The 25,835-nt window shown below is 68.8% G+C and carries 21 protein-coding genes and 1 pseudogene; 13 read left to right on the forward strand and 9 right to left on the reverse strand.

Translation table 11 applies throughout. The features are described 5' to 3' along the window. The first annotated feature begins 17 nt into the window (after positions 1-17). Both ACYVKA_RS11035 and ACYVKA_RS11040 read left to right on the forward strand, forming a co-directional pair. Positions 18-2,282, forward strand: a pseudogene (locus ACYVKA_RS11035) (carbon starvation CstA family protein). Then, positions 2,279-2,467, forward strand: a complete 189-nt coding sequence (locus ACYVKA_RS11040) for a CstA-like transporter-associated (seleno)protein (protein ID WP_460705412.1) — start codon at positions 2,279-2,281, stop codon at positions 2,465-2,467. The pseudogene ACYVKA_RS11035 and the gene ACYVKA_RS11040 overlap by 4 nt, the downstream one beginning before the upstream one ends. A gap of 331 nt (positions 2,468-2,798) precedes the next feature. On the opposite strand, the gene ACYVKA_RS11045 is transcribed toward ACYVKA_RS11040, so the two are convergent. After that, positions 2,799-3,047 carry a DUF7455 domain-containing protein gene (locus ACYVKA_RS11045; protein WP_460705476.1) on the reverse strand — a complete coding sequence of 83 codons (249 nt, stop codon included), beginning with the start codon at positions 3,045-3,047 and terminating at the stop codon, positions 2,799-2,801. 133 nt (positions 3,048-3,180) lie between these two features. On the opposite strand from ACYVKA_RS11045, the gene ACYVKA_RS11050 reads away from it, so the two are divergent. The 3 genes from ACYVKA_RS11050 (at position 3,181) to ACYVKA_RS11060 (ending at position 6,207) form a co-directional block, all read left to right on the forward strand. Then, positions 3,181-5,286 carry a DNA gyrase/topoisomerase IV subunit B gene (locus ACYVKA_RS11050; RefSeq protein ID WP_460705479.1) on the forward strand — a complete coding sequence of 702 codons (2,106 nt, stop codon included), beginning with the start codon at positions 3,181-3,183 and terminating at the stop codon, positions 5,284-5,286. Positions 5,287-5,380: 94 nt separating this feature from the next. Then, positions 5,381-5,986 carry a hypothetical protein gene (locus tag ACYVKA_RS11055; protein ID WP_460705414.1) on the forward strand — a complete coding sequence of 202 codons (606 nt, stop codon included), beginning with the start codon at positions 5,381-5,383 and terminating at the stop codon, positions 5,984-5,986. Then, positions 5,986-6,207 carry a helix-turn-helix domain-containing protein gene (locus ACYVKA_RS11060; protein ID WP_394276066.1) on the forward strand — a complete coding sequence of 74 codons (222 nt, stop codon included), beginning with the start codon at positions 5,986-5,988 and terminating at the stop codon, positions 6,205-6,207. The genes ACYVKA_RS11055 and ACYVKA_RS11060 overlap by 1 nt, the downstream gene beginning before the upstream one ends. A gap of 73 nt (positions 6,208-6,280) precedes the next feature. Here the strand turns inward: ACYVKA_RS11060 and ACYVKA_RS11065 are convergent, their stop codons facing one another. After that, the gene (locus ACYVKA_RS11065) at positions 6,281-6,745 is read right to left on the reverse strand and encodes an SRPBCC family protein (RefSeq protein ID WP_460705416.1); all 465 of its coding nucleotides are present in this window, start codon (positions 6,743-6,745) and stop codon (positions 6,281-6,283) included. A gap of 134 nt (positions 6,746-6,879) precedes the next feature. On the opposite strand from ACYVKA_RS11065, the gene ACYVKA_RS11070 reads away from it, so the two are divergent. Continuing rightward, a complete protein-coding gene (locus ACYVKA_RS11070) occupies positions 6,880-8,190 on the forward strand; it encodes an MFS transporter (protein WP_460705418.1) in 1,311 nt (436 codons plus the stop codon). Between the two features lie 68 nt (positions 8,191-8,258). On the opposite strand, the gene ACYVKA_RS11075 is transcribed toward ACYVKA_RS11070, so the two are convergent. The 4 genes from ACYVKA_RS11075 to ACYVKA_RS11090 form a co-directional block, all read right to left on the reverse strand. Next, positions 8,259-9,542, reverse strand: a complete 1,284-nt coding sequence (locus tag ACYVKA_RS11075; RefSeq protein WP_460705420.1) for a cytochrome P450 — start codon at positions 9,540-9,542, stop codon at positions 8,259-8,261. Between the two features lie 130 nt (positions 9,543-9,672). Next, the gene (locus tag ACYVKA_RS11080) at positions 9,673-10,167 is read right to left on the reverse strand and encodes a beta-class carbonic anhydrase (protein ID WP_460705422.1); all 495 of its coding nucleotides are present in this window, start codon (positions 10,165-10,167) and stop codon (positions 9,673-9,675) included. 71 nt (positions 10,168-10,238) lie between these two features. Then, positions 10,239-12,746, reverse strand: coding sequence for a DNA gyrase/topoisomerase IV subunit A (locus ACYVKA_RS11085; RefSeq protein WP_460705481.1), 2,508 nt, complete (start codon positions 12,744-12,746; stop codon positions 10,239-10,241). A gap of 236 nt (positions 12,747-12,982) precedes the next feature. Continuing rightward, positions 12,983-14,068, reverse strand: coding sequence for an App1 family protein (locus tag ACYVKA_RS11090; protein ID WP_460705424.1), 1,086 nt, complete (start codon positions 14,066-14,068; stop codon positions 12,983-12,985). Between ACYVKA_RS11090 and ACYVKA_RS11095 the strand changes: the two genes are divergently transcribed. From ACYVKA_RS11095 to ACYVKA_RS11120, 6 genes are all read left to right on the forward strand, one after another. Next, positions 14,067-14,699: a DUF5998 family protein gene (locus ACYVKA_RS11095; protein WP_394275279.1), complete on the forward strand. Its 633-nt coding sequence runs from the start codon at positions 14,067-14,069 to the stop codon at positions 14,697-14,699. The genes ACYVKA_RS11090 and ACYVKA_RS11095 overlap by 2 nt on opposite strands. Continuing rightward, positions 14,696-15,862, forward strand: coding sequence for an alkaline phosphatase family protein (locus ACYVKA_RS11100; RefSeq protein WP_460705425.1), 1,167 nt, complete (start codon positions 14,696-14,698; stop codon positions 15,860-15,862). The genes ACYVKA_RS11095 and ACYVKA_RS11100 overlap by 4 nt, the downstream gene beginning before the upstream one ends. Positions 15,863-15,899: 37 nt before the next feature. After that, positions 15,900-16,577 carry a thymidine kinase gene (locus ACYVKA_RS11105; protein WP_394275277.1) on the forward strand — a complete coding sequence of 226 codons (678 nt, stop codon included), beginning with the start codon at positions 15,900-15,902 and terminating at the stop codon, positions 16,575-16,577. Beyond that, complete coding sequence (locus ACYVKA_RS11110) at positions 16,574-17,419, forward strand: sulfurtransferase (protein ID WP_394275276.1); 846 nt, start codon at positions 16,574-16,576, stop codon at positions 17,417-17,419. The genes ACYVKA_RS11105 and ACYVKA_RS11110 overlap by 4 nt, the downstream gene beginning before the upstream one ends. Positions 17,420-17,573: 154 nt before the next feature. Continuing rightward, complete coding sequence (gene aceE / locus ACYVKA_RS11115) at positions 17,574-20,339, forward strand: pyruvate dehydrogenase (acetyl-transferring), homodimeric type (protein ID WP_460705427.1); 2,766 nt, start codon at positions 17,574-17,576, stop codon at positions 20,337-20,339. A gap of 254 nt (positions 20,340-20,593) precedes the next feature. Continuing rightward, the gene (locus ACYVKA_RS11120; protein ID WP_460705483.1) at positions 20,594-20,971 is read left to right on the forward strand and encodes a DUF3052 domain-containing protein; all 378 of its coding nucleotides are present in this window, start codon (positions 20,594-20,596) and stop codon (positions 20,969-20,971) included. Between the two features lie 45 nt (positions 20,972-21,016). Here ACYVKA_RS11120 and ACYVKA_RS11125 read toward each other — a convergent pair whose 3' ends face one another. Then, entirely contained in the window at positions 21,017-22,810 is a 1,794-nt protein-coding gene (locus ACYVKA_RS11125; protein WP_460705429.1) for an ABC transporter ATP-binding protein, read from the reverse strand. A gap of 81 nt (positions 22,811-22,891) precedes the next feature. Here ACYVKA_RS11125 and ACYVKA_RS11130 point away from each other — a divergent pair, with 81 nt between their 5' ends. Then, positions 22,892-23,683: a nitrilase-related carbon-nitrogen hydrolase gene (locus ACYVKA_RS11130; protein ID WP_460705431.1), complete on the forward strand. Its 792-nt coding sequence runs from the start codon at positions 22,892-22,894 to the stop codon at positions 23,681-23,683. Between the two features lie 8 nt (positions 23,684-23,691). Here ACYVKA_RS11130 and ACYVKA_RS11135 read toward each other — a convergent pair whose 3' ends face one another. Further along, entirely contained in the window at positions 23,692-23,979 is a 288-nt protein-coding gene (locus ACYVKA_RS11135; protein ID WP_460705433.1) for a hypothetical protein, read from the reverse strand. A 17-nt stretch (positions 23,980-23,996) separates the two neighbouring features. Next, positions 23,997-25,727 (reverse strand): sodium:solute symporter family protein, encoded by a 1,731-nt coding sequence (locus ACYVKA_RS11140; protein ID WP_460705435.1) that lies wholly within the window; start codon positions 25,725-25,727, stop codon positions 23,997-23,999. Positions 25,728-25,835 lie beyond the last annotated feature (108 nt).

Genomic DNA, 25,835 nt, shown 5'->3' on the forward strand with positions numbered 1-25,835 from the left:
ACCCTGGGAGCCAGCGGATGATCCACACCGACCCCGCGCTGCCGCCCGTCGCGGTCCGTCCCGACCACCGGCTCTCCGGACGAGAGAAGGTCGTCTTCGGCGCGATCGCGCTGCTTGAGGCCGTCGTATGGTTCGTGATCGCGGTCCAGCGGGGCGAACGGGTCAGCGCCGCCTGGTTCGTCATTGCCGCCGTCGGCAGCTATGTGCTGGCGCTTCGCTTCTACGGCAAGTTCATCGAGCGCAAGCTGCACCGCCCCGACGACACCCGGGCAACCCCGGCCGAGGAACTGGCCAATGGCAAGGACTTCATGCCCACCCACCGGGTGGTGCTGTTCGGTCACCACTTCGCCGCCATCGCCGGCGCCGGGCCCCTGGTCGGACCCGTGCTGGCAGCCCAGATGGGATACCTGCCCGGCACCCTGTGGATTGTCTTCGGCGTGATCCTGGCCGGCGCCGTGCAGGACTACATGGTGCTCCACCTGTCGATCCGGCGACGCGGCCGCTCCCTGGGCCAGATGGCCAAGGACGAGCTGGGCCCGGTGGGTGGCTGGTTCGCCATCCTCGGCGTCACCAGCATCATGGTCATCCTGATCGCCGTGCTCGCCATCGTCATCATCGGTGCCCTGGCCCACAGCCCGTGGGGCGTCTTCTCGATCGCCATGACCATCCCGATCGCCCTGCTGATGGGCGTCTACATGCGCTGCATCCGTCCGGGACGGGTGGGGGAGACCTCCCTGATCGGCATCGTGCTGCTGGTGGCCGCCATCGCCGGCGGCTCCTGGGTGAGCCACCACCCCAGCCTGGCCGAGACCTTCATCCTGAGCCCGGTGCAGCTCGCCTATGCCATCGCCATCTACGGCTTCGCCGCCGCCGTGCTGCCCGTCTGGCTGCTGCTGGCGCCGCGCGACTACCTGAGCACCTTCATGAAGGTGGGCACCATCGTCTTCCTGGCACTGCCCATCCTGGTGGTGCTGCCGGTGATGGGCATGCCCGCGGTCACCACCTTCGCCCGCACCGGCACCGGGCCGGCCTTCGCCGGCAACCTGTTCCCCTTCCTGTTCATCACCATCGCCTGTGGGGCGCTGAGCGGCTTCCACGCCCTGATCAGCTCCGGCACGACCCCGAAACTGATCCAGAAGGAGTCACAGGCCCGCATCATCGGCTACGGCGGCATGCTCACCGAGAGTTTCGTGGCGATGATGGCGCTGATCACCGCCTGCGTGATCGACCAGCACCTGTACTTCGGCATGAAGGCCCCGCTCGGGCTGACCGGCGGCACGCCCGAGAGTGCGGCCGCCTACACCAATGGCCTGGGTCTGGTCGGTCCCGGCGGGCAGCCGCTGCACGACGCGACGCCGGAGGTGTTCAGCCAGGCCGCCGCCGGCGTCGGCGAGCAGACGATCATCTCCCGGACCGGCGGTGCGCCGACGCTGGCCTTCGGCATGGCGCAGATCTTCGGCGAGATCCCGCTGATCGGTGCCGCGAAGGCCTTCTGGTACCACTTCGCCGTCATGTTCGAGGCCTTGTTCATCCTCACCACCATCGACGCCGGCACTCGCGTCGCCCGCTCCATGATCTCGGACCTGCTGGCCAATGTGCCGGGCCTGGGTCGCTTCGCCGACCACCAGTGGCGCCCGGGTGCCTGGATCACCACCGCACTCACCGTGCTCGGATGGGGAGCGCTCGTCGTGATGGGCGTCACCGACCCCCTGGGTGGAATCAACATGCTCTACCCGCTGTTCGGCATCGCCAACTAGCTGCTCGCCGCGATCGCCCTGACGCTGTGCTTCACCGTCACCATGAAGAAGGGCTGCTTCCGCTGGGCCTGGATCCCCGGCCTGCCGCTGGCCTGGGACGTGTTCATCACCATGTGGGCCAGCTGGGAGAAGATCTTCTCGAGCAATCCCAAGATCGGCTACTGGGCCAACCACGTCGCAGCCAAGGCCGCGCCCGCCGCCGGGGAGCAGACCTACCTCACCGCCAGGAACCCGAACGAGATCGCCATGGTGATCCGCAACACCGCCGTCCAGGGGGTGCTGTCCATCCTCTATGCGGCCCTGGTTCTGGCGGTGCTCGGCATCGGTGCGTGGGTGAGCTGGAAGGCCTGGCGCGCCGGTGGGCTGCTCGATGCCGAGACGCCCCGCGTGGACTCGCGGATCTTCGCACCCTCGAGCTTCGCGGCCAGCGACGTCGAACGACGGGTCTCGCAGCAGTGGCGCGAGGCAGGGCTCGATGCCAGCCGTGAGCACCTCGACCTGCAGGCCAGCGGAGCGCCACGATGACGGCCCGTGAGCTGTGGCACTGGACGCGGCGCGTTGCGCGCGGGATGGGTGGGCTGGACGCCTATGACCGCTACCTGGCCCACCGCCGGCACCGCCATCCGGGCCTCGAGGCACCCACCCGGGGCGAGTTCTACCGGGCCAGGTGGGACCACGAGTCCCGCGCCCCCTCGGCGCGCTGCTGCTGAGGCGCTCGACGAGACGAGGCCCGTCCCCAGTGAACTGGTCACAGGGCACGGGCCTCGCCGTCTGCGCGGTCAAGGGCGGCATGCCCGCCCTTGACCGCGACTCAGTGCTGGCAGGTGGAGCAGGCGCAGTCGGAGCAGCTGCATTCCTGGCAGGTGCACTCGGGCTTGCACTTCTCGCAGGTGCAGGTGGTGCTGGCGTCGGTGACCTCGCTCATGGGCCTTCCTTTCGTCGGGGATGGTCCCCACGTTGCCACATTGGGCAGTCCACGGCAGACAAAGAGCAGGGCTCCCACCCGAAGGTGTGGAGCCCTGCCCTGGTCGTGCCGTCGAGTCAGCTGATGCGGCTGGTCTCGTCCTGGATCTTGAGAGCGACCTGCTGCAGCTTGTCCTGGTGTGCCTTGCCGTGGTGGGCGCAGAAGAGGAGTTCCCCGCCCGAGGCGAGGATGACGCGCAGGTAGGCCTGGGCTCCACAGCGATCGCAACGGTCGGTTGCGTCCAGCTGGCGCTCGTCGATGACGGTGGTGGTCACTTCGGCCTCCTTGATCGGGTGACAGGCGGTCCGCCTGCCGGGTGGTGACATCATGTGCAACGCACGCGCTCCACACTTTGTTCCCTCCACCCTATCCGGTGGCGCGCTGCAGCCCGGGTCCTTGCCGTGCGCCGTGGGCTGAACTGTCACAGCTGCCCGGTAGCCTGTCGGGGTGCCCAGCAATGTGATCCCCACCAGTAAGAAGACCACCGCCCAGCAGCCCACGGGTGCGCAGGGCGGACGCGACTATGAGGCCAAGCACCTTCTCGTCCTCGAAGGGCTCGAGGCAGTGCGCAAGCGTCCCGCGATGTACATCGGCTCCACCGACACCAAGGGACTGATGCACTGCCTGTGGGAGATCATCGACAATGCCATCGACGAGGCCCTGGGCGGCAGCGGCGATGCCATTGAGATCCACCTGCATGCCGACGGCTCGATCCAGGTGGACGACCACGCCCGCGGCATGCCGGTGGACACCGAACCGCGCACCGGCCTGAGCGGCGTCGAGGTGATCTTCACCAAGCTGCATGCCGGCGGTAAGTTCGGCGGCGGCGCCTACAACGCCACCGGTGGCCTGCACGGCGTGGGTGCCTCGGTGGTCAATGCCCTCAGCGCCCGGCTCGACGTGCAGGTGGACCGTGGCGGCAAGACCTACGAGATGAGCTTTCGTCGGGGAGTGCCGGGCGTCTTCGACGGGGACGGCCCAGAGGCCCCCTTCACGCCCCAGTCCGGCTTGCGCGTGGTCGGCAAGGCCAAGCGCGGTGTGACCGGCTCTCGGGTGCGTTACTGGCCCGACCGCCAGATCTTCCTCAAGGATGCCGAGCTGAACCTCGCCTCGCTGGTGGCCCGTGCCCGCCAGTCCTCCTTCCTGGTGCCGGGGCTCAAGTTCACTGTCACCGACGACCGGCTGGGCGAGGGCCTGGTGGAGGTCTTCCACCACGAGGGCGGCATCAGTGAGTTTGCCGACTACCTCAGCCAGGGCGCGCCGATCACCGACGTGATCCGTCTGCAGGGCAAGGGGCAGTTCACCGAGACCGTTCCCATGCTCGACGCCGCCACCGGCGCGATGACCCCGCAGGACGTCGACCGCGAGATGAGCGTCGACATCGCCCTGCGGTGGAGCAACGCCTATGACACGACCGTCAAGAGCTTCGTCAACATCATCGCCACGCCCAAGGGCGGCACCCACGTGCAGGGCTTCGAGCGGGCGCTGACCCGTACCTTCACCCGGGCGATGGAGGGCACCCGGTTGATGAAGTCGGGCGACGAGCTGGTCAAGGACGACTGCCTGGAGGGGCTCACCGCCGTCGTCACGGTGCGTCTGGCAGAGCCCCAGTTCGAGGGACAGACCAAGGAGGTACTGGGAACCCCGCCCGCCACCCGGATCGTGCAGCGGGTGGTGGAGTCCGAGCTGGGCGCCTTCCTCAACTCGTCCAAGCCGGCCGAGAAGGCCCAGGCCCGCCAGGTGATGGAGAAGGTGATCGGGGCCTCCCGCACCCGCGTGGCCGCGCGCATGCACAAGGAGAACGTGCGCCGCAAGAATGCGCTGGAGAGCTCCACCCTGCCTCCCAAGCTGAAGGACTGCCGCAGCGCCGACGGCGAGAAGTCCGAACTGTTCATCGTCGAGGGCGACTCGGCGCTGGGCACCGCCGGCCGGGCCCGCAATTCCGAGCACCAGGCGCTGTTGCCGATCCGCGGCAAGATCCTCAACGTGCAGAAGGCCAGCGTCGGCGACATGCTCAAGAACCAGGAATGCGCCTCGATCATCCAGGTGGTGGGCGCCGGCTCCGGACGCACCTTCGACCTGGACCAGGCCCGCTACGGCAAGGTCATCTTCATGGCTGACGCCGATTCTGACGGCGCCCACATCCGCTGCCTGCTGGCCACCCTGTTCTTCCGCTACATGCGCCCGATGATCGAGGCTGGCCGGGTCTACTCGGCGGTGCCGCCGCTGCACCGCTTCGAGCTGACCAATCCCCGCAAGGGCCAGGACCGCTACATCTACACCTACTCCGACGCCGAGTACCAGCGAAAGCTCGCCGAGCTCACCAAGAAGAAGGTCAACTTCAAGGAGCCGCAGCGCTACAAGGGCCTGGGCGAGATGGACGCCGACCAGCTCAAGGAGACCACGATGGACCCCCGCCACCGGCTGCTGCGACGCATCACCGTCGACGATGCCGAGGCGGCGGAGAGGACCTTCGAGATGCTGATGGGCAATGAGGTGGCCCCGCGCAAGGAGTTCATCATCGGGGGTGCCTACCGCCTGGACACCGAGCAGATCGACGCCTGATCCTTTCCCGCCGGCTGAGCTTGCCGCGGCACCTTGCCAAAGCCTCCATATCGAGTATCGTTAATAACGACATTCGATATGGAGGGAGTTCGAGATGTGCACCGACCAGCACAGGACAGCAGGCGAGCACCGGTCCACCCTGCAGGGGCCGACCGGGGTTGGCTTCTTCTTCGCCGCCCTGGGCCTGCTGTACGGCGGGGGAAATGCCGTGGCTGCCCTGACCGCCAAGGAGGTGGTCACCACCGTCTCATCGGTTGCGACAGCGACCCTGACAGGACTACCCGCCGGGGTGCACCTGGTGGCACCCCACACCGTCGCGGTGGACGCCTCCGCAGCGGCCACCGGCGGCATGATCATGCTCAAGCTGGGCGCGGCCATGGTCCCGATCCTCTGGGGGGTCGTGGCGCTGGCCATCGCCTTCCTCCTGCGGGCCACCTCCCATGTCGACGGCACCTTCGGCAGCCCGGTGATGAAGGCCGTGGCGGGCATCCGGTGGAGCTTGGTGGCGTTGGTCGTCGCCTACGGTCTGCGCGTCCTCGGGGCGAACTGGGTGATCGGCTCCCTCGATGCGGGGCTGCGCCCATGGACGCCCATCGGCGAGATGTTCCTGCCCGTCCTCGCCCTCTACCTGGTCTTCGCCTTCGAACTGGTGTTGCGGCGCGGTGGGCAGTTGCAGGGCGAACTCGACGAGGTCATTTGATGCCGGCCGACGAGCACCGCGTCGTCTGCCACATCGACGAATTGCTCACCGCGCGCGAGATGACGCTCACGGAGCTGGCCGAGCGGGTCGGGCTGAGCGTGGTGAACCTGTCCATCCTCAAGAACAACCGCGCCAAGGCGGTGCGCTTCACCACCCTCACCGCACTGTGCGACGCCCTGGGCTGTGCCCCCGGGGACCTGTTCAGCGTCGAGCAGAGGTGAAAGGCGACGTCGCCACAGCTGGTGAAGAGCTGTGGCGACGTGCGTGCTGGTGCCGGAAGAGTCCGGCAGGAGATCAGGCCAGTGCCTCGGCGATGGCGGCCAGCGAGGCCTCCAGGTTCGACTTGACGGCGAACTTCTCCTTGGCGAGGGCCTGCACCTGCGGGTTCTCGATCTCGGTGGGATCGTAGTTCAGCGAGAGCTGGGTGTTCTCGGCATCGATGGGCTCGAGCTCGTAGAGCCACTTGGCGCCGACCTCCACCTCGCTGGTGAGGTTGCGCAGGTTCTTCCAGCCGATCACGCGGTTCTCGACGAAGGCGAAGACCTCGTTCTCGGTCTGGTACTCGGAGCCGTCGCCCTTGACCATGTTCATCCGGAAGGTGTCGCCCACCTTCTTGAGGCGCTCGCCCTTGTCGGTGGACACGACCGAACCGCTGGCATCGGTCTCGGCGTGACGCTCGGGGTTGCTCAGCAGGTCGAAGATCTCCTGCGGCGCGGCAGGGACCTGACGGCTGGCGGTGACCTTGGAAATTTCGCTCATGCCTTGTACGCAACCACATCCGGGGCGTGCATCCAAGGCCTTTCGCAGTCGGCGGACGGACCCGAAGTCCGGCACCGCACCCACTCGGGTGCCTCGTCCCCTCTGCGTTCACCGGCACCGGCTAGCGTTCTCGCGTGACCAGCACCCCTGCGGACGAGTTCCCCCACAAGGCCCTCGACCCGAGCCCGGCCTCCCGCCGCGTCGTCGCCGCCTGGAGCCTGTACGACTTCGGCGGCAATGCCTTCAACACGGTGATGCTGAGCTTCGTCTTCAGCGTCTACCTCACCGGCACGGTGGCCGACGACAAGGCCCACGGACAGCTCGTGTGGAGCCAGCTGCAGACCATCGCCGGCCTGGTGCTGGCGGTGCTGGCGCCCCTGATGGGGGCCCTGGCAGACCGGGTGCGGCGGCGCCGGGTGCTGCTGTCGGCCACCACGATGGTGACGATCGCGCTGATGGCGGCCTGCTTCTGGATTAGGCCCGAGGACTCCTACCTGTGGTGGGGTGCCGGACTGCTCGCCACCGCCAGCATCACCCAGGACCTGGCCGGGGTCTTCTACAACGGGATGCTGCCACACGTCTCCACCCCGGACACCGTCGGACGGATCTCCGGCACCGCCTGGGCGCTGGGCTACCTGGGAGGGGTCGTCTGCCTGGTGCTGGCGCTGTTCGGCTTCATCCTGGACGGCGGCATGCTCGGCATCCCCAGCGCCGAGGCCCTCAATGCCCGCTCGGTGGCGCTGCTGTGTGCCGGCTTCATGCTGGTCTTCAGCCTGCCCATCATGCTGCTCGGCCCCGACGGGCACCCCGCCTCCCGGGCACCCTTTCGCCCCGCGGTCGCCTATGCCGCCATTGCCCGTCGGGTCGCGCGCATGTGGCGCTCCGAGCGGCCCCTGCTGCACTTCCTGGTGGCCGCGGCGATCTACCGCGACGGGCTCAATGCGGTCTTCGCCTTCGCCGGCGTGATCGCGGCCACCGCCTACGGCTTCAGCCCGGCCCAGGTGATCTACTTCGGCCTGGCGGCCAGCGTCGCGGCCGCCGTAGGCACCTGGCTGCTGGGACGCCTCGACGACCGCCTCGGCCCCCGTCCGGTGATCCTGGCCAGCCTCGCCTCGATCGTCGTGCTCGGGTTGGTGACCGTCGCGGCGGACAGCTCGCAAGTCTTCTGGGTGGCCGGAATCCTCATCGCCTCCATGGTGGGGCCGGTGCAGTCAGCCAGCCGCAGCCTGCTCACCCGGATGATCCCCGTGGGGCTGGAGAACGAGACCTTCGGCCTCTACGCGACGGTGGGGCGCGTGGCGAGCTTCATCGCGCCGGCGCTTGTCGGCGCCTTCACCGGCCTCTTCGGTGCCCGCTGGGGGATCATGGGCATCGTCGTCACCCTGCTGCTGGGGCTGCTGGCCTTCTGGCCACTGCGCGTCGAGGGCATCACCCACCGTCGTTGAGCATGCGAGGGGCCCGGCGGGAAGATCCCACCGGGCCCTTCGACAGTTGTGGCTCCAGGCGTCGTGGATCAGGCCTTGTCGACCGAGACCGGCCGCACCCCGTCCCTGGGCATGGTGGGCATCCGGGTCATCTTCCAGTCCAGGTCGCTGGGGAGCTCCATCGCGAGCTCGGAGAGCTCAGCGACGGTCAGCGCCAGCAGGCCCACCGCGATCCACTCGCCCGGGCAGCGGTGGCCGGTCTCGGCCGTCTTGCCGCCCTGCGGGATGAAGTGGTCGCTCTCGCGGTGCGAGGGATCGTCGAGGAAGCGCTGCGGGTCGAAGCTGCCCGGCTTGTCCCAGCTGTTCTCGTCGTGGTTGGTGCCGTAGAAGTCGAGCAGCACCCGCTGCCCCTTGCGCACCTGCTCGCCCTCGAAGACGAAGTCCTTCTTCGCCACCGACGGCAGCAGCGGCACGAAAGGGAAGTGGCGGCGCACCTCCTCGGCGACGGCGGTGGCCACCGGGCCCTCGATGGTGGTGCCGCGCTCGGCGGTCTCGGCGCGCACCCGGTCGCGCCACTCAGGATGGCCGGCCAGGGCCATCGCGACGAAGGCGGCGAAGCGGGCCACCGCGATGGTGGGACGGATCAGGTTCTGCACCTCGACCCCGGCCAGGTGGTCGTCCAGCGGCTGGCCGTCGGCATCGACGTGGTCGAGCACCATCTGGAAGGGCGAGCCCTCCGGCACGACGATCTCGCCGGCACGGGCCAGGCGCACCTGCTCGGTGAACCAGGCATCCATCTTCTTGCGGTCGCGGTGCATCTGGACCATGGCGGGGCCGGCGGCGGCGAAGCCGTCGACGATCTCGGCCTGCGTGGTGGCGATGTGGTCGAGGGTCTCGGCGTCGACGTCGAAGCCGGCCCAGCGGATGATCGAACGGCCGTAGACCAGCACCGCGGCGTCGTAGACGCTCAGGTCCTCGCCGCCGCGCCACAGCTCGATGATCCCAGCCCACTCCTGCTGGGCGTCGGCCAGCAGGTTGTCGACGCGGGGGCGGTTCATCGCCGCCCGCACGAACATGGCCTTGCGCACCGTGTGCTGCTCGCCATCGAGGCCGTGGACCGAGCCCTCGCCGAACAGGCCACCGCCCACCACCGAGGGCATCGCCCCGCCGCGCTGGATGCGCTCGGAGTCGTAGAACAGGTCCACGCCCTTCTCGCCGTTGACCAGCAGGGCGGGCTTGCCGAGCAGTCGGATCGGCAGCCTGACGTCGGCCTGGGGGTCACTGCTGGCGGCGCGCAGGCGGGTCGTCCACAGGTAGCCCTGGGTCACAAGATCGAGGGATCGGTCGCGGAGGGGGGTCGTGGATCCAGTCATGACTCCACCTCACCCCCGGGCCGCCCTGCTTTCAAGGCATCGGCCCTGCGCTGCCAGCGAAAGGCTGGCGGCGCAGGGCCGGATGGGGCAGGGCCGGATGGGGCAGGGCCGGATGGGGCAGGGCCGGGGCTCAGTGGAGCTGGGTGAGCTTGCCCGAGTCGACGTCATAGCTGAAGCCGCCCACCAGGCAGCGGCCCTTGAGGGCGGGGTGGGTGCGCAGCAGGCGGACGTCGAAGTCGAGGGTGCTGGCCTGGTCGGGATTGGCCCCGAAGGTCATGCCGCGCAGGTCGGTGCCGTCGGCCTCGACGATCATCTCGGCAATCTCGGCATCGGTGCCCTGGGCCATGGCACAACGGGTGTGCGGCATCACCATGATCCGGTCCACGTTGAGCACGTGCACGCCCAGGATGCAGCCGATCAACGCGTCGGGGGTGATGCGGCCACCAGGGGTGCGGATGATCTTGGCGTCGCCCAGCTTGAGCCCGAGCATCGCCAGCGGTTCGATGCGCGAGTCCATGCAGGTGACGACGGCGACACCGGCCCGGGCGATGCCGTCGAAACCTCCGTCGTGGAAGTTCTCCGCGTAGTGGTCGTTTGCTTCCAGCAGGTCCTTGAAGTCAGCCATGGTGCGAAAACTATCGTGCCGGCGCGGCCTGACGCGATCCGTCCCGCAGGAGAGCACGACAGGCCACGGCCTCACAACAGGCTGTCCTGGCCGTCCAGGTCCTCGGTCGCCTCGTCACCGGGGACGGGGTCGTCGCCGGGCACCGGGGAACCGGCACCGGCGGGGGCCTCGTCGGAGCCGGTGTGGCCATCCACCTCGGCCTCCTGGGGCAAGGCCGCCAGCCGGGAGCCGATCGCCGCGATCGGCTGGCTGGCAGGAACCCCCGAGCCGTCGCGCCGGCCCGTCGCCTCGGGCAGGTCAATGGCGGCGCCACTGGCTGCCGCCGCGATCGCCGGCGCCGCACCCGCCCAGGCCAGCAGCAGGGTGTCCTCCCCTCGCAGGAAGCGGTGGCAGCGCACGCCGCCGGTGGCACGGCCCTTGGCCGGGTACTCGCTGAAGCCGGTGAGCTTCACCGTCCCCGGATCGGTGCCGTCGATGGCGCTGGAGCTCCCGGCGACGGTTGCCACGACGGCCCCGTCCTCGCTGGCGGCGCCGAACCACAGTGCGGTCGCGCCCTTGGCCAGCTTGATGCCGGCCACGCCGCCACCGGTGCGGCCCTGGGGGCGCACCAGCGAGGCGGGGAAGTGCAGCAGACTGGCATCGCTGGAGACGAAGACCAGGTGGTGCTCCTCGCTGACCAGCTCGACGGCACCGACCAGTTCGTCCTTGCCGTCCAGACGGATCACCTCCCAGCTGTCCTTGTTCGCTGGCACCTCGGGCCGGACCCGCTTGACCACCCCGTGTCGGGTGCCCAGGGCCAGGCCCAAGGAGTTCGGTTCGAGGCTGGTCAGGGCAAGCGGGTGCTCACCCTTGTCGAAGTCGTACAGCTCCCGCGCCCTCGAACCCCCGCGCAGGGTGGGGGAGTTGGCCCCCGCCACCACGGTGGGCAGTTCGATCGCACGTGCCCGGATCAGGCGTCCCTTGTTCGTCACCACCCCGAACTCGGCATGGCTGGTGGCCCGGATCGCCGAGACCACCACGTCGTGCTGGGCCCGGGGGCCGCCCACCGGGATCTGTGCGTCGGTGTCCATCCGGGCCATCAGGCCGGCCGAGCTGAGCATCACCCAACAGGGGGCGTCGGGCACCTCCAGGGGTGTGCTGGCCACGCTGGCCTGCCCGGAGCTGGCCAGCAGCACGGTGCGTCGTGGGTCGCCGTAGGTGCGGGCCACCTCGGCCAGCTCGTCGCTGACGAGCCTGGCGAGCACGTCGCGGTCCTCGACGATCTCGGTCAGCGCGGTGATGCGCTCGTGGAGCTCGTCGCGTTCCTTCCCCAGTTCGATGACGCTGAACTTGGTGAGCCGGCGCAGCGGGATGTCCAGGATGTCCTCGGCCTGGACCGGGGTGAGTTCGAAGACCTCCATCAGCTTGGCTCGGGCGCTGGCGGCATCCTCCGAGCCGCGGATGATGGCGATGACGTTGTCGATGTCGACGATCGCCAGCAGCCGGCCCTCGACGATGTGCAGCCGGTCGGTGGCCTTGGCCAGGCGGAACTGGGTACGCCGCAGCGTCACGTCGAAGCGGTGCTGGAGGTAGACCTCCATCAGCTCCTTGAGTCCCAGCGTGCGCGGCTCCCCGTCGACCAGGGCGACATTGTTGATGCCGAAGGAGTCCTCGAGCTTGGTGCTCTTGTAGAGCTGCTGCAGGATCGCCTCGGGATTGATGCCGTTCTTGACCTCGATCACCAAGCGGGTGTGGTTGTTGATGTCGGACAGGTCCTTGATGTCGGCGATGGCGGTGATCTTCTTGTTCTGCACCAGGCTCTTGACCTGCTCGATGATCTTCTCCGGGCCGACGGCGAAGGGCAGCTCGCTGACCACGATGCCCTTGCGGCGCGGGGTCACCTGCTCGATGCGGGTGGTGGCGCGGATCTTGAACGAGCCGCGGCCGGTCTCGTAGGCGTCACGGATGCCGTCCAGGCCGATCACCTTGCCGCCGGTGGGCAGGTCCGGCCCGGGGATGAAGCGCATCAGCTCGTCGAGGTCGGCATCGGGATGCTTGATCAGGTGGCGCAGCCCCTGCACCACCTCGCCGAGGTTGTGTGGGGCCATGTTCGTGGCCATGCCCACCGCGATGCCCGTGGCGCCGTTGACCAGCAGATTGGGGAAGGCCGCCGGCATCACCGAGGGCTCGGTCTGCTTGCCGTCGTAGTTGGGCTTGAAGTCGACGGTGTCCTCGTCCAGGCCGGCGGTCATCGCCAGTGCTGAGGGCGCCATCCGGCACTCGGTGTAGCGCATGGCGGCCGGGCCGGCGTCGAGGGAGCCGAAGTTGCCGTGGCCGTCGGTCAGGGGCAGCCGCATCGACCAGGCCTGGGCGGTGCGCACCAGGGCGTCGTAGATGGCGGTATCGCCGTGCGGGTGCAGTTTGCCCATCACCTCGCCCACCACGCGGGCGCTCTTGACGTGCGACCTGTCGGGCCGGATGCCCATCTCCTCCATCGAGTAGAGGATGCGACGCTGCACCGGTTTGAGCCCGTCACGGGCATCGGGCAGGGCGCGCGAGTAGATCACCGAGTAGGCGTACTCGAGGAAGCTCGTCTCCATCTCGCTGGTGACGTCGATGTCGGTGATCCGCTCGGTGAAGTCCTCCTCGGGCTCCTCGACCGATCGGCTGCTCCTGGGTGCCAAGGCGTACTGCTCCTCACTAGGTGCTGGGGTGCGTGGCGGGGGCCCGCGGCGGCAGACCCGGGGCGCGTCCGTCCAGGGCGCGCTTCCTCGCGTCGTGAAGACTACTGCCCTCCACCCACGGGAGGGGACAGGACCGCGTGCGGGTCGGCGGCTCAGCCGTGTTGCGGACGCTCCTGGTTCTTCGGCCCGCACCCGTCGACCTCGTCCAGGGCCTCGCGCAGCAGCGGCCACAGCTCGTCACCATTGGGGGCGCGCACCTCGGGGGCCCGCTCGGGGCTCCAGGTGACGTGGTCGTCGTCGGCCAGGACGGTGGTGGAGCCGTGGGCCAGCACCTGCTCGGCCATGGACAGCTGGCGGATCGCGATCGCCCGCACCCGGTCGGGCTGCAGCTCGGCGAACTCGCCGTAGAGGGCGGGGTCGTGCTGGCCGTCGTCACCCACCAGCACCCAGCGGACATTGGGGAAGTCGCGGGCCAGTTCGCGCAGCGACTGTCGCTTGTGGTCGGGGCCGCTGCGGAACCAGCCGGTGTTGGTGGGTCCCCAGTCGGTCAGCAACATCGCCCCGCGCGGGAAGCCGTGGCGCTCCAGGAAGCGGTTGAGGAAGGCGTGGGTGTTCCAGGCGCCGGTGGAGACGTAGATGACCGGGGCAGTGGGGTGGTCGGCCAGCATCTGCTGGTACATCCGTGCCATGCCGGGGATGGCACGACGTCCCTCCTCGGTGACCACGAAGGAGTTCCAGGCCGCGATGAACAGACGGGGCAGGGAGGTGGAGATGACGGTGTCGTCGAGGTCGCTGACCAGGCCGAAGGTCTCCTCACTGGGCACCACCGTCACCGGCACCAGGCTGACCGCCCCGTCCTCGGTGACCACCTCGACGTCGTGCACGCCGGAGGAGAGGCCTTGTATGCGCAGCCGCACGTCCACATAGCCACCGCGGTCGGCCTGCACGTCCACCCGGGAGCCGTCCAACCGCACCTGCACCTGGGCACGCGGTGCCGGGGCGGTGAAGAAGTTGCGCCAGCCCCGTTGCTGCAGGAAGGACTCGGTGGCCATGCCCAGGTGGGACTGGGGCTCGCGGCTGCGCAGCACCACCCTGGCCAGCACCCTGATGTGGTCGGTGGTCCCGTAGCCCACGAAGGGGATCACGGAGGGCCGCCAGCCCCGCGAGATGAGGCGCTTGTTCACGCGGCGCCGCAGGGCCTCCTCGGCCCTGGCACCCAGGAAGGGTCTGGTCGACATGCGTCGAACTGTACCGACATGGGACGATGCGAGGGTGAATGCCTCCCTGTTGCCCGCCGCGCTGACGCAAGAGATCGACGACTGCGGCTACTTCCCGGAATTCGTCGCTGACTCGGTCGCCCTCGCGTTGGGTGACGAGCAGGTCCAGACCCACCTCGTGCACCACGAGGCGACTTTTGCCGGGGAGGAGATCCATCGCCACGTGACGGTGCTGGTCACCACGCAGACCCGCCTGCTGGTGGTGCACACCGACGACGGGCCGGCCACCGACGCGCTGGGGCGTCCCGCCGCTCCCGGGTGCGCGGTCACCTCGAGCGAGGCGATGGCGCTGTCCGAGGTGACCCAGGTGGCCCTGTCCCGCGTCGTGTCCTCCCCGCAGAGCTATGGAACCGCGTCCTCCCAGGTGGAGGAGACCTGGCTGACCGTCGCCTGGGGCACGATGCGCCGGCTCGACCTCGAGCCCGCCGGCTGTGGCGACCCCAGCTGCGACGCCGACCACGGCTACACCGGAACCCTGGTGGGCGACGACATCACGGTGCGGATGAGCCAGGCAGCCGACGGGTCCGAACAGGTGCGCCGGCTGGTCGACTTCGCCACCAGCCTCCAGCGACGCACGGGATGCGTCCGATGAGCCCTTCGCCGGCGGGCGAGCCCGATCTGCCGGCAGACCTGCTGCTGCCCCGCTACGGCAGCTCCACCCTGGCCGACCTGTTGCCCTCGATCGGTGCCCACCTGGGCGTGCCCGGATGCGAGTACGACAGCCTGTCACTGCCCTCGGCCCAGCGCTATGTGCTGCTGCTGGTCGACGGGCTGGGCGATGCGCTGCTGCGCCGAAGCCTTCAGCACACCGAGTACTTCGCCGAGGTCTACGGCGACGCGACGGCCCTGACCAGTGGCGTGCCGTCGACGACGGCCACCTCCATCACCTGCCTGGGCACCGGACTGCCGCCGGGACGGCATGGCATGGCCGGCTACTCCTTCCGCTGCCCGGGCACCCACCGGGCCATGAATGCGCTGACCTGGGAGGGAGGGCCCCAGGACGTCGCGGGCTTCCAGCCACGCCCCACGATGCTGCAACGGATGGCGGACGCGGGCGTCGCCGTCACCTCCACCGGTCCGGCACACTTCGAGAACTCGGGCTTGACCACGTCGGCCCTGCGGGGCGCGGACTTCGTCGGCCATCCCGAGGCAGAGGTCGAGGCCCGGGTCCACACGGTCGTCGAGTCCAGCCGCCGCGGTGATCGTAGCCTGGTCTACGTCTACGAGCGCCAGCTGGACCACACCGGCCACGGCAAGGGCGTTGCCTCGCCCCAGTGGCTCCAGGCCCTGGCTGGCGCCGACCGGCTGGCCGGCCGGCTGCGCGAGGCCCTCGACGACGATGTCTGCCTGCTGGTCACCGGTGACCACGGGATGGTCGACGTCCCGGCCGAACGCCACGTGGTGGTCGAGGACCATCCCCGGATGCTGCGCGCAGTGGACCTGCTGGCCGGCGAGGGGCGGATGCGTCAGCTGTGGACGGCTTCGCCGGACAAGGTCGCCGACACCTGGCAGGACGAGTTGCAGGAGCGTGCCGTGGTCCGCACCCGGGAACAGGCCGTCACCGAGGGCTGGTTCGGGCCGCTCGATCCCGCCCTGGCGGGTCGTTTCGGCGATGTGCTGGTGGCGATGCGCCAGGACTGGGCCGTGATGACCCGTGCCCTGCCGGGCGAGATGGAGCTGGTGGGCCAGCACGGCTCGCTGACCCCGGCCGAGCTGCAGGTGCCCCTGCTCGTCGACCATCCCGCCAGCTGGTGACCCCAGCCGCACCGACACCATCCCAGAGGAGAATCCCGTGGCCGAACTGGTCTTCTTCACCGGTCCGATGGACTGTGGCAAGTCCACCCTGGCCCTGCAGATGGACTACACCCAGAGCTCGCACGACCGCGTGGGGCAGCTGTTCACCCGCTTCGACCGGGCCGGCGAGGCGGTCATCACCAGCCGGATCGGGCTTTCCCGGCAGGCGATCGAGGTGGATGACCAGTTCAGCTTCATGGATCACGTCGTGGCCCACCTGACCTGCGGGGGACGCCTGGACTACGTGATCTGCGACGAGACCCAGTTCTTCCTGCCCGAGCAGGTCGACGAGCTGGCCCGCATCGTCGACGAGCTGGACATCGACGTCTTCGCCTTCGGGATCCTGTCGGACTTCCGCACCCAGATGTTCCCCGGCTCCAAGCGACTGGTGGAACTGGCCGACCGGATGGAGATGCTGCAGGTGCAGCCACTGTGCTGGTGCGGCCGCCGGGCCACGCACAATGCCCGCACCATCGACGGCGTGATGGTGGTGGAGGGAGACCAGGTGGCCGTCGGTGACATCGGCAGCGACCCCGACTCGCGCGCCAGCCTCCGCTACGAGGTCCTGTGCCGCCGCCACCACCGGGCGCGGCTCACCAAGCTGCGCTCAGGCCACGAGTCCCACCACGAGCCGCTGCCCTTCGAGGACTCCGGCGAGGCAGGGCAGCAGCCATGAGCCCGCTGGTGGGGCGAGGGCCGCTGGTCGACGCGGCCCAGTTGGCAGTGCTGCGCGAGGACCCAAAGACCGTGGTGGTCGACGTTCGCCACCAGCTTGGCGCGCCCGCTTGGGGGCGCGAGCAGTACCGTGCCGGGCACATTCCCGGGGCCCACTTCGTCGACGTCGAGACCGAGCTGTCCGGGCCCGTGGGTGACGGGCGACGCGGACGCCACCCGCTGCCGGAGGCAACCGACTTCGAGGCGGTGATGCGACGCTGCGGGATCGAGCAGAACAGTGTCGTGGTGGCCCTCGACCAGGGCAACAACCTGGCCGCGGCGCGCCTGTGGTGGCTGTTGCGCCACCACGGCCACCAGCAGGTGCTCGTCCTGGACGGTGGCATGGAGGCCTGGCGGCGGGCCGGGGGCGGGCTCACGACAGTCGAACCTCCCTCTGGTGCGGGCAGCTTCACCGCCGTTCCCGGGCACCTGCCGGTGGTGGGCTCCGATGCGCTGCCGGACCTGCAGGCCCGCGGGCACCAGCTCTTCGACGTGCGCGCCCCGCAACGCTTCCGCGGCGAGCTCGAGCCGATCGATCCCCTCGCCGGCCACATCCCCGGCGCACGCAACCTGCCCGCCAGCCTGCTGGCCGGAGCCCAGGGAGGCTTCGGGATGCCGGAGCAGCTGCGCGAGGTCCTCGCCCCGGCCCAGGCGGGCGACGTGCTCAGCTGTGGTTCGGGACTGACTGCCAGCCAGGTGGTACTGGCCGCCTCGAGCATCGGCCTGGATGGACTGGTGCTCCATGCCGGGTCGTGGTCAGAGTGGATCAGCGATCCTGACAGGCCGATTCGGACCGGAACGTGACAGACTGGGAGCAGTACCCGTGCCGCCCAGCGGCACCGCCCCGGACCTAGGCTTTGACAAGGCCCCCGCTGTGGCAATTCCGACGCAGCGGGTGGACAATGAACTGAGGCGCAAGGCCTCGTGGCCCGAGCCCAGTGACGAGAAAGGACGCAGCGTGATCCCACGCGAGGAACCCGGCCCCATCATCAATGGCCTGCCGACCAACCTGCCGGACGCCGACACTGCGGAGACAGCGGAGTGGCTGGAGTCGCTGGACGGCATCATCGACGCGCAGGGCCGCAACCGTGCCCGCTACGTGATGTTGAAGTTGCTGGAGCGCGCCCGGGAGCGCCAGATCGGCGTGCCGTCGCTGACCAGCACGGACTATGTGAACACCATCCCGCCACAGCAGGAGCCCGCCTACCCCGGTGACGAGGAGCTGGAGCGCGGCTACCGTCGGCTGCTGCGCTGGAATGCCGCAGTCATGGTGCACCGCGCACAGCGCCCCGGCATCGGCGTCGGCGGCCACATCGCCTCCTATGCCTCGGCCGCCACCCTCTACGAGGTCGGTCTGAACCACTTCTGGCGCGGACAGGACCACCCCGGCGGTGGCGACCAGATCTTCTTCCAGGGCCACGCCAGCCCCGGCATGTACGCCCGCGCCTTCCTCGAGGGCCGCCTGGACGAGGCCGACCTGGACGGCTTCCGCCAGGAGAAGAGCCACATCGTCGACGGCAAGATCCGGGCGCTCCCGAGCTACCCGCACCCCCACCAGCTGCCGGACTTCTGGCAGTTCCCGACGGTGAGCATGGGCCTCGGCCCGATGAATGCCATCTACCAGGCGCAGTTCAACCGCTACCTGCACAACCGCGGCCTGAAGGACACCTCGCAGCAGCAGGTCTGGGCCTTCCTGGGCGATGGCGAGATGGACGAGGTCGAGTCGCGCGGTGCACTGCAGTGGGCGGCCAATGAGGAGCTCGACAACCTCACCTTCGTGGTCAACTGCAACCTGCAGCGCCTCGACGGCCCGGTGCGCGGCAACGGGAAGATCATCCAGGAGCTGGAGGCCTTCTTCCGCGGTGCCGGCTGGAATGTCATCAAGGTCATCTGGGGCCGTGGCTGGGACCCGCTGCTGGCCAACGACTCCGATGGCGCGCTGGTCAACCTGATGAACACCACCCGCGACGGTGACTACCAGACCTTCAAGGCCAATGACGGCGCCTATGTGCGTGAGCACTTCTTCAACAAGGACCCGCGCACCGCCGCCATGGTGGCCGACTGGTCCGACGAGGACATCTGGAACCTCAAGCGCGGCGGCCACGACTACCAGAAGGTCTACGCGGCCTACAAGAGCGCCACCGAGTTCACCGGCGCCCCGACCGTGATCCTGGCCCAGACCATCAAGGGCTACTTCCTCGGCACCCACTTCGCAGGCCGCAATGCGACCCACCAGATGAAGAAGATGGCGCTGGACGACCTCAAGGGCTTCCGCGACCGCCTGCAGATGCCGATCACCGACGAGCAGCTGGAGGCCGACCCCTACCAGCCGCCCTATGTGAACCCCGGTCCCGAGGACAAGCGCATCAAGTACATGCTGGAGCGCCGTCGCGAGCTGGGTGGCTTCGTGCCGGAGCGTCGCAGCACGCCGAAGAAGGAGCTGAAGCTGCCGGAGGAGAAGTCCTATGCCGGCGTCAAGAAGGGCTCGGGCAACCAGCAGATCGCCACCACCATGGCCTTCGTGCGACTGCTCAAGGACCTGATGCGCGACAAGGATTTCGCTCCGCACGTCGTGCCGATCATCCCCGACGAGGCCCGCACCTTCGGCATGGACTCGTTCTTCCCGACGATCAAGATCTACAACCCGCACGGGCAGAACTACACGCCGGTGGACCACGAGCTGATGCTCAGCTACCGCGAGGCCACCAACGGCCAGATCCTGCACCTGGGCATCAACGAGGCCGGGTCGATGGCTGCCTTCACCGCGGCCGCCACCTCCTACTCGACCCACGGCGTGCCGATGGTGCCGATCTACATCTTCTACTCGATGTTCGGCTTCCAGCGCACCGGTGACTCCATGTGGGCGGTGGCCGACCAGCTCGGCCGCGGCTTCCTGGTGGGCGCCACCGCCGGCCGCACCACGCTGACCGGCGAGGGCACGCAGCACATGGACGGCCACAGCCCGCTGCTGGCCGCCACCAACCCGGCGGTCGTGAGCTATGACCCGGCCTACTCCTACGAGATCGCGCACATCGTCAAGGACGGCCTGCGTCGCATGTACGGCGAGAAGCCCGAGGACGTCATCTATTACCTGACGGTCTACAACGAGCCGATCGTGCAGCCGAAGGAGCCGGAGGGCGTCGACGCCGAGGGCATCGTCAAGGGCATGTACCTGCTCAAGGAGGGCAGCTTCGAGGGCGTGGGCCAGGATGCACGCCGCGCGCAGCTGCTCGCCTCGGGCGTGGGCGTGCCGTGGGCGCTGGAGGCGCAGGAGCTGCTCAAGAAGGACTTCGGCGTGGTGGCCGATGTCTGGAGCGTCACCAGCTGGGGCGAGCTGCGCCGCGACGGCCTGGCCGCCGACGAGCACAACTTCCTGCACCCCGAGGAAGAGGCCCGCGTTCCCTATGTGACGCAGAAGCTGCAGGACCGTCCCGGTCCCGTCATCGCGGTGAGCGACTACATGCGTGCCGTCCAGGACCAGATCTCCAACTGGGTCCCGGGCGACTTCGCCAGCCTGGGTGCCGACGGCTTCGGCTTCTCCGACACTCGCCAGGCTGCCCGTCGCTTCTTCCACATCGACGGCCCGTCGATGGCGGTGCGTGCGCTGCAGCTGCTGGCCGCCAAGGGAGAGGTTCCTGCTGACTGGCCGCTGAAGGCTGCCGAGAAGTACAACCTGCTCGACGTCAATGCCGGCACCTCCGGCAATGCGGGCGGCGACGCCTGAGTCGCTGGTTGGACGACTCCTGACGGTGCGCGCCCCCTCGGCGAGGGGGCGCGCACCGTCGTCTTCCAGGACGGGACCCGCACTGCGCGGGTGCCGTGCGGGGTGCCTCGGTTCCGCAAGCGGGCATCGATCTGGCAGGCTTGGCCTTGAAGTGGAGCCGGGAGGTGCCCGGCCCGGGCAGAAAGTGGGAACAGACGGTGGTAACCGCGGCACAGCCGGGGAACTCGGACGAAGCCGACAAGCGCATTGCCCAGATGGGTCTTGGCAAGGGCATGGTCGTCCAGGAGATCGGCTGGGACAGCGACGTCGACGAGGACCTTCGCGACGACGTGATGGACGCGATCGACGCAGACCTGGTGGAGGAGGCCCTGGAGGCCGTCGACATGGTGCTGCTGTGGTGGCGCTCGGATGACGGCGACGTGGTCGACGGGCTCGTCGACGCCATGGTGGACCTCGGCAGGAATGGCGTCATCTGGCTGATGACCCCCAAGGTGGGTCGTGAGGGCTACATCGACCCGGCCGACCTGGCAGAGGGTGTCCGCACCGCCGGCATGGCCATGACGGCCCCGTCCAACCTGTGCCCCGACTGGCAGGGCAACAAGGTGGTCCGCTCCGGCGGCTCCAAGATGTGACCCACACTGCCGCCGACGTTCCCGGCGCAGTCCGGGGCGGGGGGATCAGGCAGTGATGTCGTAGTTCTTCAGGCGCTTGCGGTCATTCTTGCTGCCTGACTGCAGGGCCAGCAGCTCTGCGTAGATGCCGCCGGTGGTCGCCAGTTCCGCGGGGGTCCCGATCTCGTCGACGGCCCCGTCGCGCAGCGTGACGATCCGGTCGACGCTGGCGATGGTCGAGAGCCGGTGGGCGATGATGACGCTGGTGCGTCCCGCCATCAGCCGGTCAAGCCCCTGCTGCACCAGTCGTTCGCTCTTGGAGTCCAGTGCGCTGGTGGCCTCGTCGAGCACCAGGATCGGGGCGTCCTTGAGCATGGCCCGTGCCACTGCGATGCGCTGCTTCTGACCGCCGGAGAGCTTGAGTCCCCGCTCGCCGATCAGGGTGTCGTAGCCGTCCTCGAAGCCCATGATGAAGCCGTGGGCATTGGCCTGGCGGGCGGCCTGCTCCACCTGCTCGTCGGTGGCCTCGGGGTGGGCATAGGCGATGTTCTCCCGCACCGTCCCACTGAACAGGCTCGCCTCCTGGAAGACGACCCCGACGCTGCCGCGCAACAGTTCCGAGGCAGTGGCGCCGACATCGTGGCCGGCCACCTTCACCTGGCCCGAGCGCAGCTCGTAGAGGCCCAGCAGCAGGCTGACCAGGGTGGTCTTGCCGCCGCCCGACTCGCCCACCAGGGCGACCCGCTCGCCGCGGTCGATCGCGAAGCTGACCCCGTGGAGCACGTCCGAGCCGTCCTCGTAGCCGAAGGTGGCCTCGCGGAACTCCACCATCGGCTCGCCCTCGGCCACCACCGCGGGATCGCCCACCACCGGTGCGGCCAGCGCGGGGCGCTCCTGCTGCTCGGCCATCACCTCGAAGTAGTCGCGGCTGCCGGCGATCGCCCGCTGGGCGGTGTCGACCAGGTAGCTCATCATCATGGCCGGCTGCTTGGCCAGGCTCACCAGCTGGATCAGCAGCACCATCTCACCGACGCTGAACTGGCCCTGCACGGTGCGCACGAAGACGATCGCGTGGATGACGAAGAAGATCAGGTTCATTGCGCCGCGCCGGGCAGCATCCATGGTGTGCCAGTAGCGCGACTGGCTGCTGGTCAGGCCCACCGTGGCGTCGTAGTGTCCGCTGAAGCTGGCCAGCTCCCGCTTCTCCTGCACGAAGGACTTCACCACGCGGATCTGTCCGATCACCTCGGCGAAGCGGCCGCCGGCGATGTCGACGTGGGAGTTCTTGACGGCCTCGAGCTTCTGCCAGCGCTTGCTGGTGAGCGTGGTCAGCCACATGTAGGTGGGGAAGACGAGCAGCAGCAGCAGCGAGATCCAGGGCGAGTAGAAGGCCGTGATCACCAGCGAAGCGACCAGGGTGAGGATCATCGGGAAGAAGTTGTTGCTGGCGCTCTGCAGGAACTGGGTGGTCTCGGTGATCGAGCGGTTGAGCCGGCTGATCACGGTGCCGGTCAGGGCGGTGTCGTAGTAGCGCTGGGGCAGCAGGAGCAGCTTGCGGTAGTACCGCTGGGAAAGCCGCGTCCGCAGCCGCGCAGCCATCACGTCGCCCAGGTAGCCGCCGACATTGCTGATGAGCGTGTTGGCGAGGTCGGCGACCAGCAGCGCGACGGCGAGCCACAGGATCACCTGCAGCCCGTGACCTGCGCCCTGCAGGCTGGCGACCACCTCGTCGGTGGCGCGCTTGACGATGAAGGGCGTCAGCAGGGTGGTGGCGGCGGTGAGTACCGAACAGACGATGATGCCCACGTAGTACCACCGCAATTCCTTCACGGCGGCCAGGATCTTGACCAGAATGCCCACGATGCTCCCAGTGTGACGCTTGCCGGCCCGGGCCCGGGCCGAAGATTGATCCTACTCCCCGCGTCGCGCGACGATGGGTCCATGAGAGTGCAGCAGCGATCCTCCCCCTTCCGTGCCGCCCTGGGCCAGTGGGTTGCCGGGCCGGACCCGCAGGAGAACCTGCGACGTGTCGAGCGCGATGTCGTGGCAGCGGCGGCCGAGGGGGCCGAGCTGTTGGTGCTGCCCGAGGCGTCCATGCTGGGCTTCGCCCACGACCCCCGCCCGCTCGCCGAACCGCTGGACGGACCGTGGGCCTCCCGGGTGAGGGAACTGGCCCGCACCCATGACCTGCTCGTCGTGGTGGGCATGTTCCGTCCGGCCGGCGACGGCCGGGTGCACAACACGGTGCTGGCCACCGACGGGCGCGATGTCGAGGCCCACTACGACAAGGTCCACCTCTACGACGCCTTCGGCACCCGTGAGTCGGATCGCACGGCGCCGGGGGAGCGGCTGGTCACCTTCGAGGCACTGGGCACCCGGATCGGACTGGCCACCTGCTATGACGTGCGCTTCGCCGACCAGTTCACCGCGCTGGGCCGTGCCGGTGCCGAGCTGGTCTGCCTGCCCACCGCCTGGGCCGACGGGCCGCGCAAGGCCGAGCAGTGGCGACTGCTGGTGCGCGCCCGGGCAATGGACTGCCAGGCCTTCGTGCTGGGCTGCGACCAGGCCCTCGACGAGCAGGCCGGCACCTCCTTCGGTGTGGGCGCCTCGCTGGTGGCGGGGCCATTGGGCGAGGTCCTCGCCGAGGCCGGGCCCGGCCCGCAGCTGCTCGTGGCAGAGCTGGACCTCGCGCAGGTGCGCCAGACCCGCGCCACGGTGCCGATCCTGGGCTGAGGCCAGGATCAGGGACGGTCCAGGTGCTGCTCCTCCTGGCGGTCCTGCTCCAGGCGGGCCTCGTCGACGACCACTGGCCGCAGGCGCGCCCAGGTCAGGAAGACCGCACCCACTCCCAGCAGGGCGATGCCTGCCCACAGGTTGGCATTGATGCCGCCGGTCTTGTCCAGCGGGACGTGGGAGAACAGGCCCATCCCGGTCAGCAGCAGCCCGTAGAGGCCCATCAGCAGGCCGATCATGGTGCGGATGTCGAAGACCCCTGCGGTGTGGCGGCGGGGTGTCTGGTTCTTGCTCATGGGTGGATTCCTGTCGCTCAGAAGACGAAGTTCAGGGCAATGACCATGACGCCGGCGAGTGCTGCCAGCGGGCCCGTGCGCTGGTACCAGGGCATGGCGGCCTCGTTGGGATCGGTGCGCTGGCTCGCGGGCGTCTCGGAATAGACGAGCCCGACGAGCTCAGCGACCGGCTTGGGGCGGGTGACCAGGGAGACCAGGACGCTCACCACGATGTCGGCGACGAAACCGACCGAGGCCGCCAGGAAGGCGGTGCCCTGGCCGGGGAGCGTGATGTAGCCCTGCTCGCTCAGGAGCCACACGACGATGGCGCTGCAGGTGCCGGTCACCAGGCCAGCCCAGCCGGCGGCCGGGGTCATGCGCTTCCAGAACATGCCCAGGACGAAGGTGGCGAACAGCGGCGCGTTGAAGAAGCCGAACAGCGTCTGCAGGTAGTCCATGATGTTCTGGAAGCGGGCGGCGATGAGCGCGGTGAAGATCGCCACCACGGTGGACAGCACGGTGGCGAGCCGGCCGATGCCGACGTAGTAGTCATCCTTGCGGCCCTTGACCACGTAGGTCTGCCAGATGTCGACGCTGAAGACGGTGTTGAAGGCCGAGATGTTGGCGGCCATGCCTGCCATGAAGGCTGCCAGCAGGCCGGTGATGGCCAGGCCCAGCAGGCCATTGGGCAGCAGGTCGCGCATCAGCAGCAAGAGTGCGTCGTTGTAGGTGACACCCGTGCCGGAGGCACCGCCAGCCGGGTGCCCACCTGCCTTGAGCTGTGCGATCTCGGTGACGAGCACGCCGGCGATCATGCCGGGCACGATCGTGACGAAGGGCACGAACATCTTGGGGAAGGCGCCGATGATCGGGGTCTTGCGGGCCGAGGACAGCGAGTCGGAGGCCATCGCGCGCTGGACCTCGACGAAGTTGGTGGTCCAGTAGCCGAAGGACAGTACGAAGCCGAGCCCGAAGACGATGCCGACCACGGAGAGCACGGGGTTGTCGAAACCGGACAGGGCCTGGCCGGGCCACGAATTGAGTTGCTGCTCGGCCGGGGCGACGCCGGCCGAGGCCGGGGCGCTGGCGGCAGCCTCCGCGATGCGGGTCGTGAGGCCCTTCCAGCCACCGACGCGGTGGAGTCCCAGCAGCACCAGCGGCAGCAGGGAGGCGATGATGACGAAGAACTGCAGCACCTCGTTGTAGATGGCGGCCGAGAGGCCTCCGAGCGTGATGTAGCTCAGGACGATCGCGGCGGCCACCACCAGCGCAACCCACAGGGGCCAGCCCAGCAGCGCATGGACGATGCTGCCCAGCAGGTAGAGGTTGATGCCGGCGATCAGCAACTGGGCGGCCGCGAAGGAGATGGCATTCACCAGGTGCGCCCCCGGGCCGAAGCGCCGCAGCATGAACTCGGGCACCGAGCGCACCTTCGAACCGTAGTAGAAGGGCATCATCACCACGCCGAGGAAGATCATGGCCGGCACGGCGCCGATCCAGAAGTAGTGCATGGTGGGCAGCCCGATCTGGGCGCCGGTGGCCGACATGCCCATGATCTCCACGGCTCCCAGGTTGGCCGAGACGAAGGCCAGACCGGTCACCCATGCCGGCAGGGATCTGCCTGACAGGAAGAAGTCCAGGGAGCCGGAGACCTGGCGTCGGGCAAGGAGCCCGATGCCGAGGACGAAGGCGAAGTAGAGGGCCAGGATGAGGTAGTCGATGGCACTGGCATTGATCAGGGTCACGAGAGGTGCTCCCTTCGTGGACATGCGCCCAGAACGTCCGGCAGGAGCATGGAGGACGTCCAGTAGTTCGACGGCGAACACTGGCGCGAGACGGCGGCAATTCTTCGCCCGCGGTCGGACCAATGTCAACCT

The sequence above is a fragment of the Luteococcus sediminum genome (assembly GCF_054783495.1).

Excerpts from the sequence above, each read along its gene's own strand:
- ACYVKA_RS11040 (WP_460705412.1), top strand. The coding sequence starts at position 2,279 with ATGACGGCCCGTGAGCTGTGGCACTGGACGCGGCGCGTTGCGCGCGGG.
- ACYVKA_RS11045 (WP_460705476.1), bottom strand. The coding sequence starts at position 3,047 with ATGTCACCACCCGGCAGGCGGACCGCCTGTCACCCGATCAAGGAGGCC.
- ACYVKA_RS11055 (WP_460705414.1), top strand. The coding sequence starts at position 5,381 with ATGTGCACCGACCAGCACAGGACAGCAGGCGAGCACCGGTCCACCCTG.
- ACYVKA_RS11060 (WP_394276066.1), top strand. The coding sequence starts at position 5,986 with ATGCCGGCCGACGAGCACCGCGTCGTCTGCCACATCGACGAATTGCTC.
- ACYVKA_RS11065 (WP_460705416.1), bottom strand. The coding sequence starts at position 6,745 with ATGAGCGAAATTTCCAAGGTCACCGCCAGCCGTCAGGTCCCTGCCGCG.
- ACYVKA_RS11075 (WP_460705420.1), bottom strand. The coding sequence starts at position 9,542 with ATGACTGGATCCACGACCCCCCTCCGCGACCGATCCCTCGATCTTGTG.
- ACYVKA_RS11080 (WP_460705422.1), bottom strand. The coding sequence starts at position 10,167 with ATGGCTGACTTCAAGGACCTGCTGGAAGCAAACGACCACTACGCGGAG.
- ACYVKA_RS11085 (WP_460705481.1), bottom strand. The coding sequence starts at position 12,746 with ATGGAGACGAGCTTCCTCGAGTACGCCTACTCGGTGATCTACTCGCGC.
- ACYVKA_RS11095 (WP_394275279.1), top strand. The coding sequence starts at position 14,067 with ATGCGTCGAACTGTACCGACATGGGACGATGCGAGGGTGAATGCCTCC.
- ACYVKA_RS11090 (WP_460705424.1), bottom strand. The coding sequence starts at position 14,068 with ATGTCGACCAGACCCTTCCTGGGTGCCAGGGCCGAGGAGGCCCTGCGG.
- ACYVKA_RS11100 (WP_460705425.1), top strand. The coding sequence starts at position 14,696 with ATGAGCCCTTCGCCGGCGGGCGAGCCCGATCTGCCGGCAGACCTGCTG.
- ACYVKA_RS11110 (WP_394275276.1), top strand. The coding sequence starts at position 16,574 with ATGAGCCCGCTGGTGGGGCGAGGGCCGCTGGTCGACGCGGCCCAGTTG.
- ACYVKA_RS11120 (WP_460705483.1), top strand. The coding sequence starts at position 20,594 with ATGGGTCTTGGCAAGGGCATGGTCGTCCAGGAGATCGGCTGGGACAGC.
- ACYVKA_RS11130 (WP_460705431.1), top strand. The coding sequence starts at position 22,892 with ATGAGAGTGCAGCAGCGATCCTCCCCCTTCCGTGCCGCCCTGGGCCAG.
- ACYVKA_RS11135 (WP_460705433.1), bottom strand. The coding sequence starts at position 23,979 with ATGAGCAAGAACCAGACACCCCGCCGCCACACCGCAGGGGTCTTCGAC.
- ACYVKA_RS11140 (WP_460705435.1), bottom strand. The coding sequence starts at position 25,727 with ATGTCCACGAAGGGAGCACCTCTCGTGACCCTGATCAATGCCAGTGCC.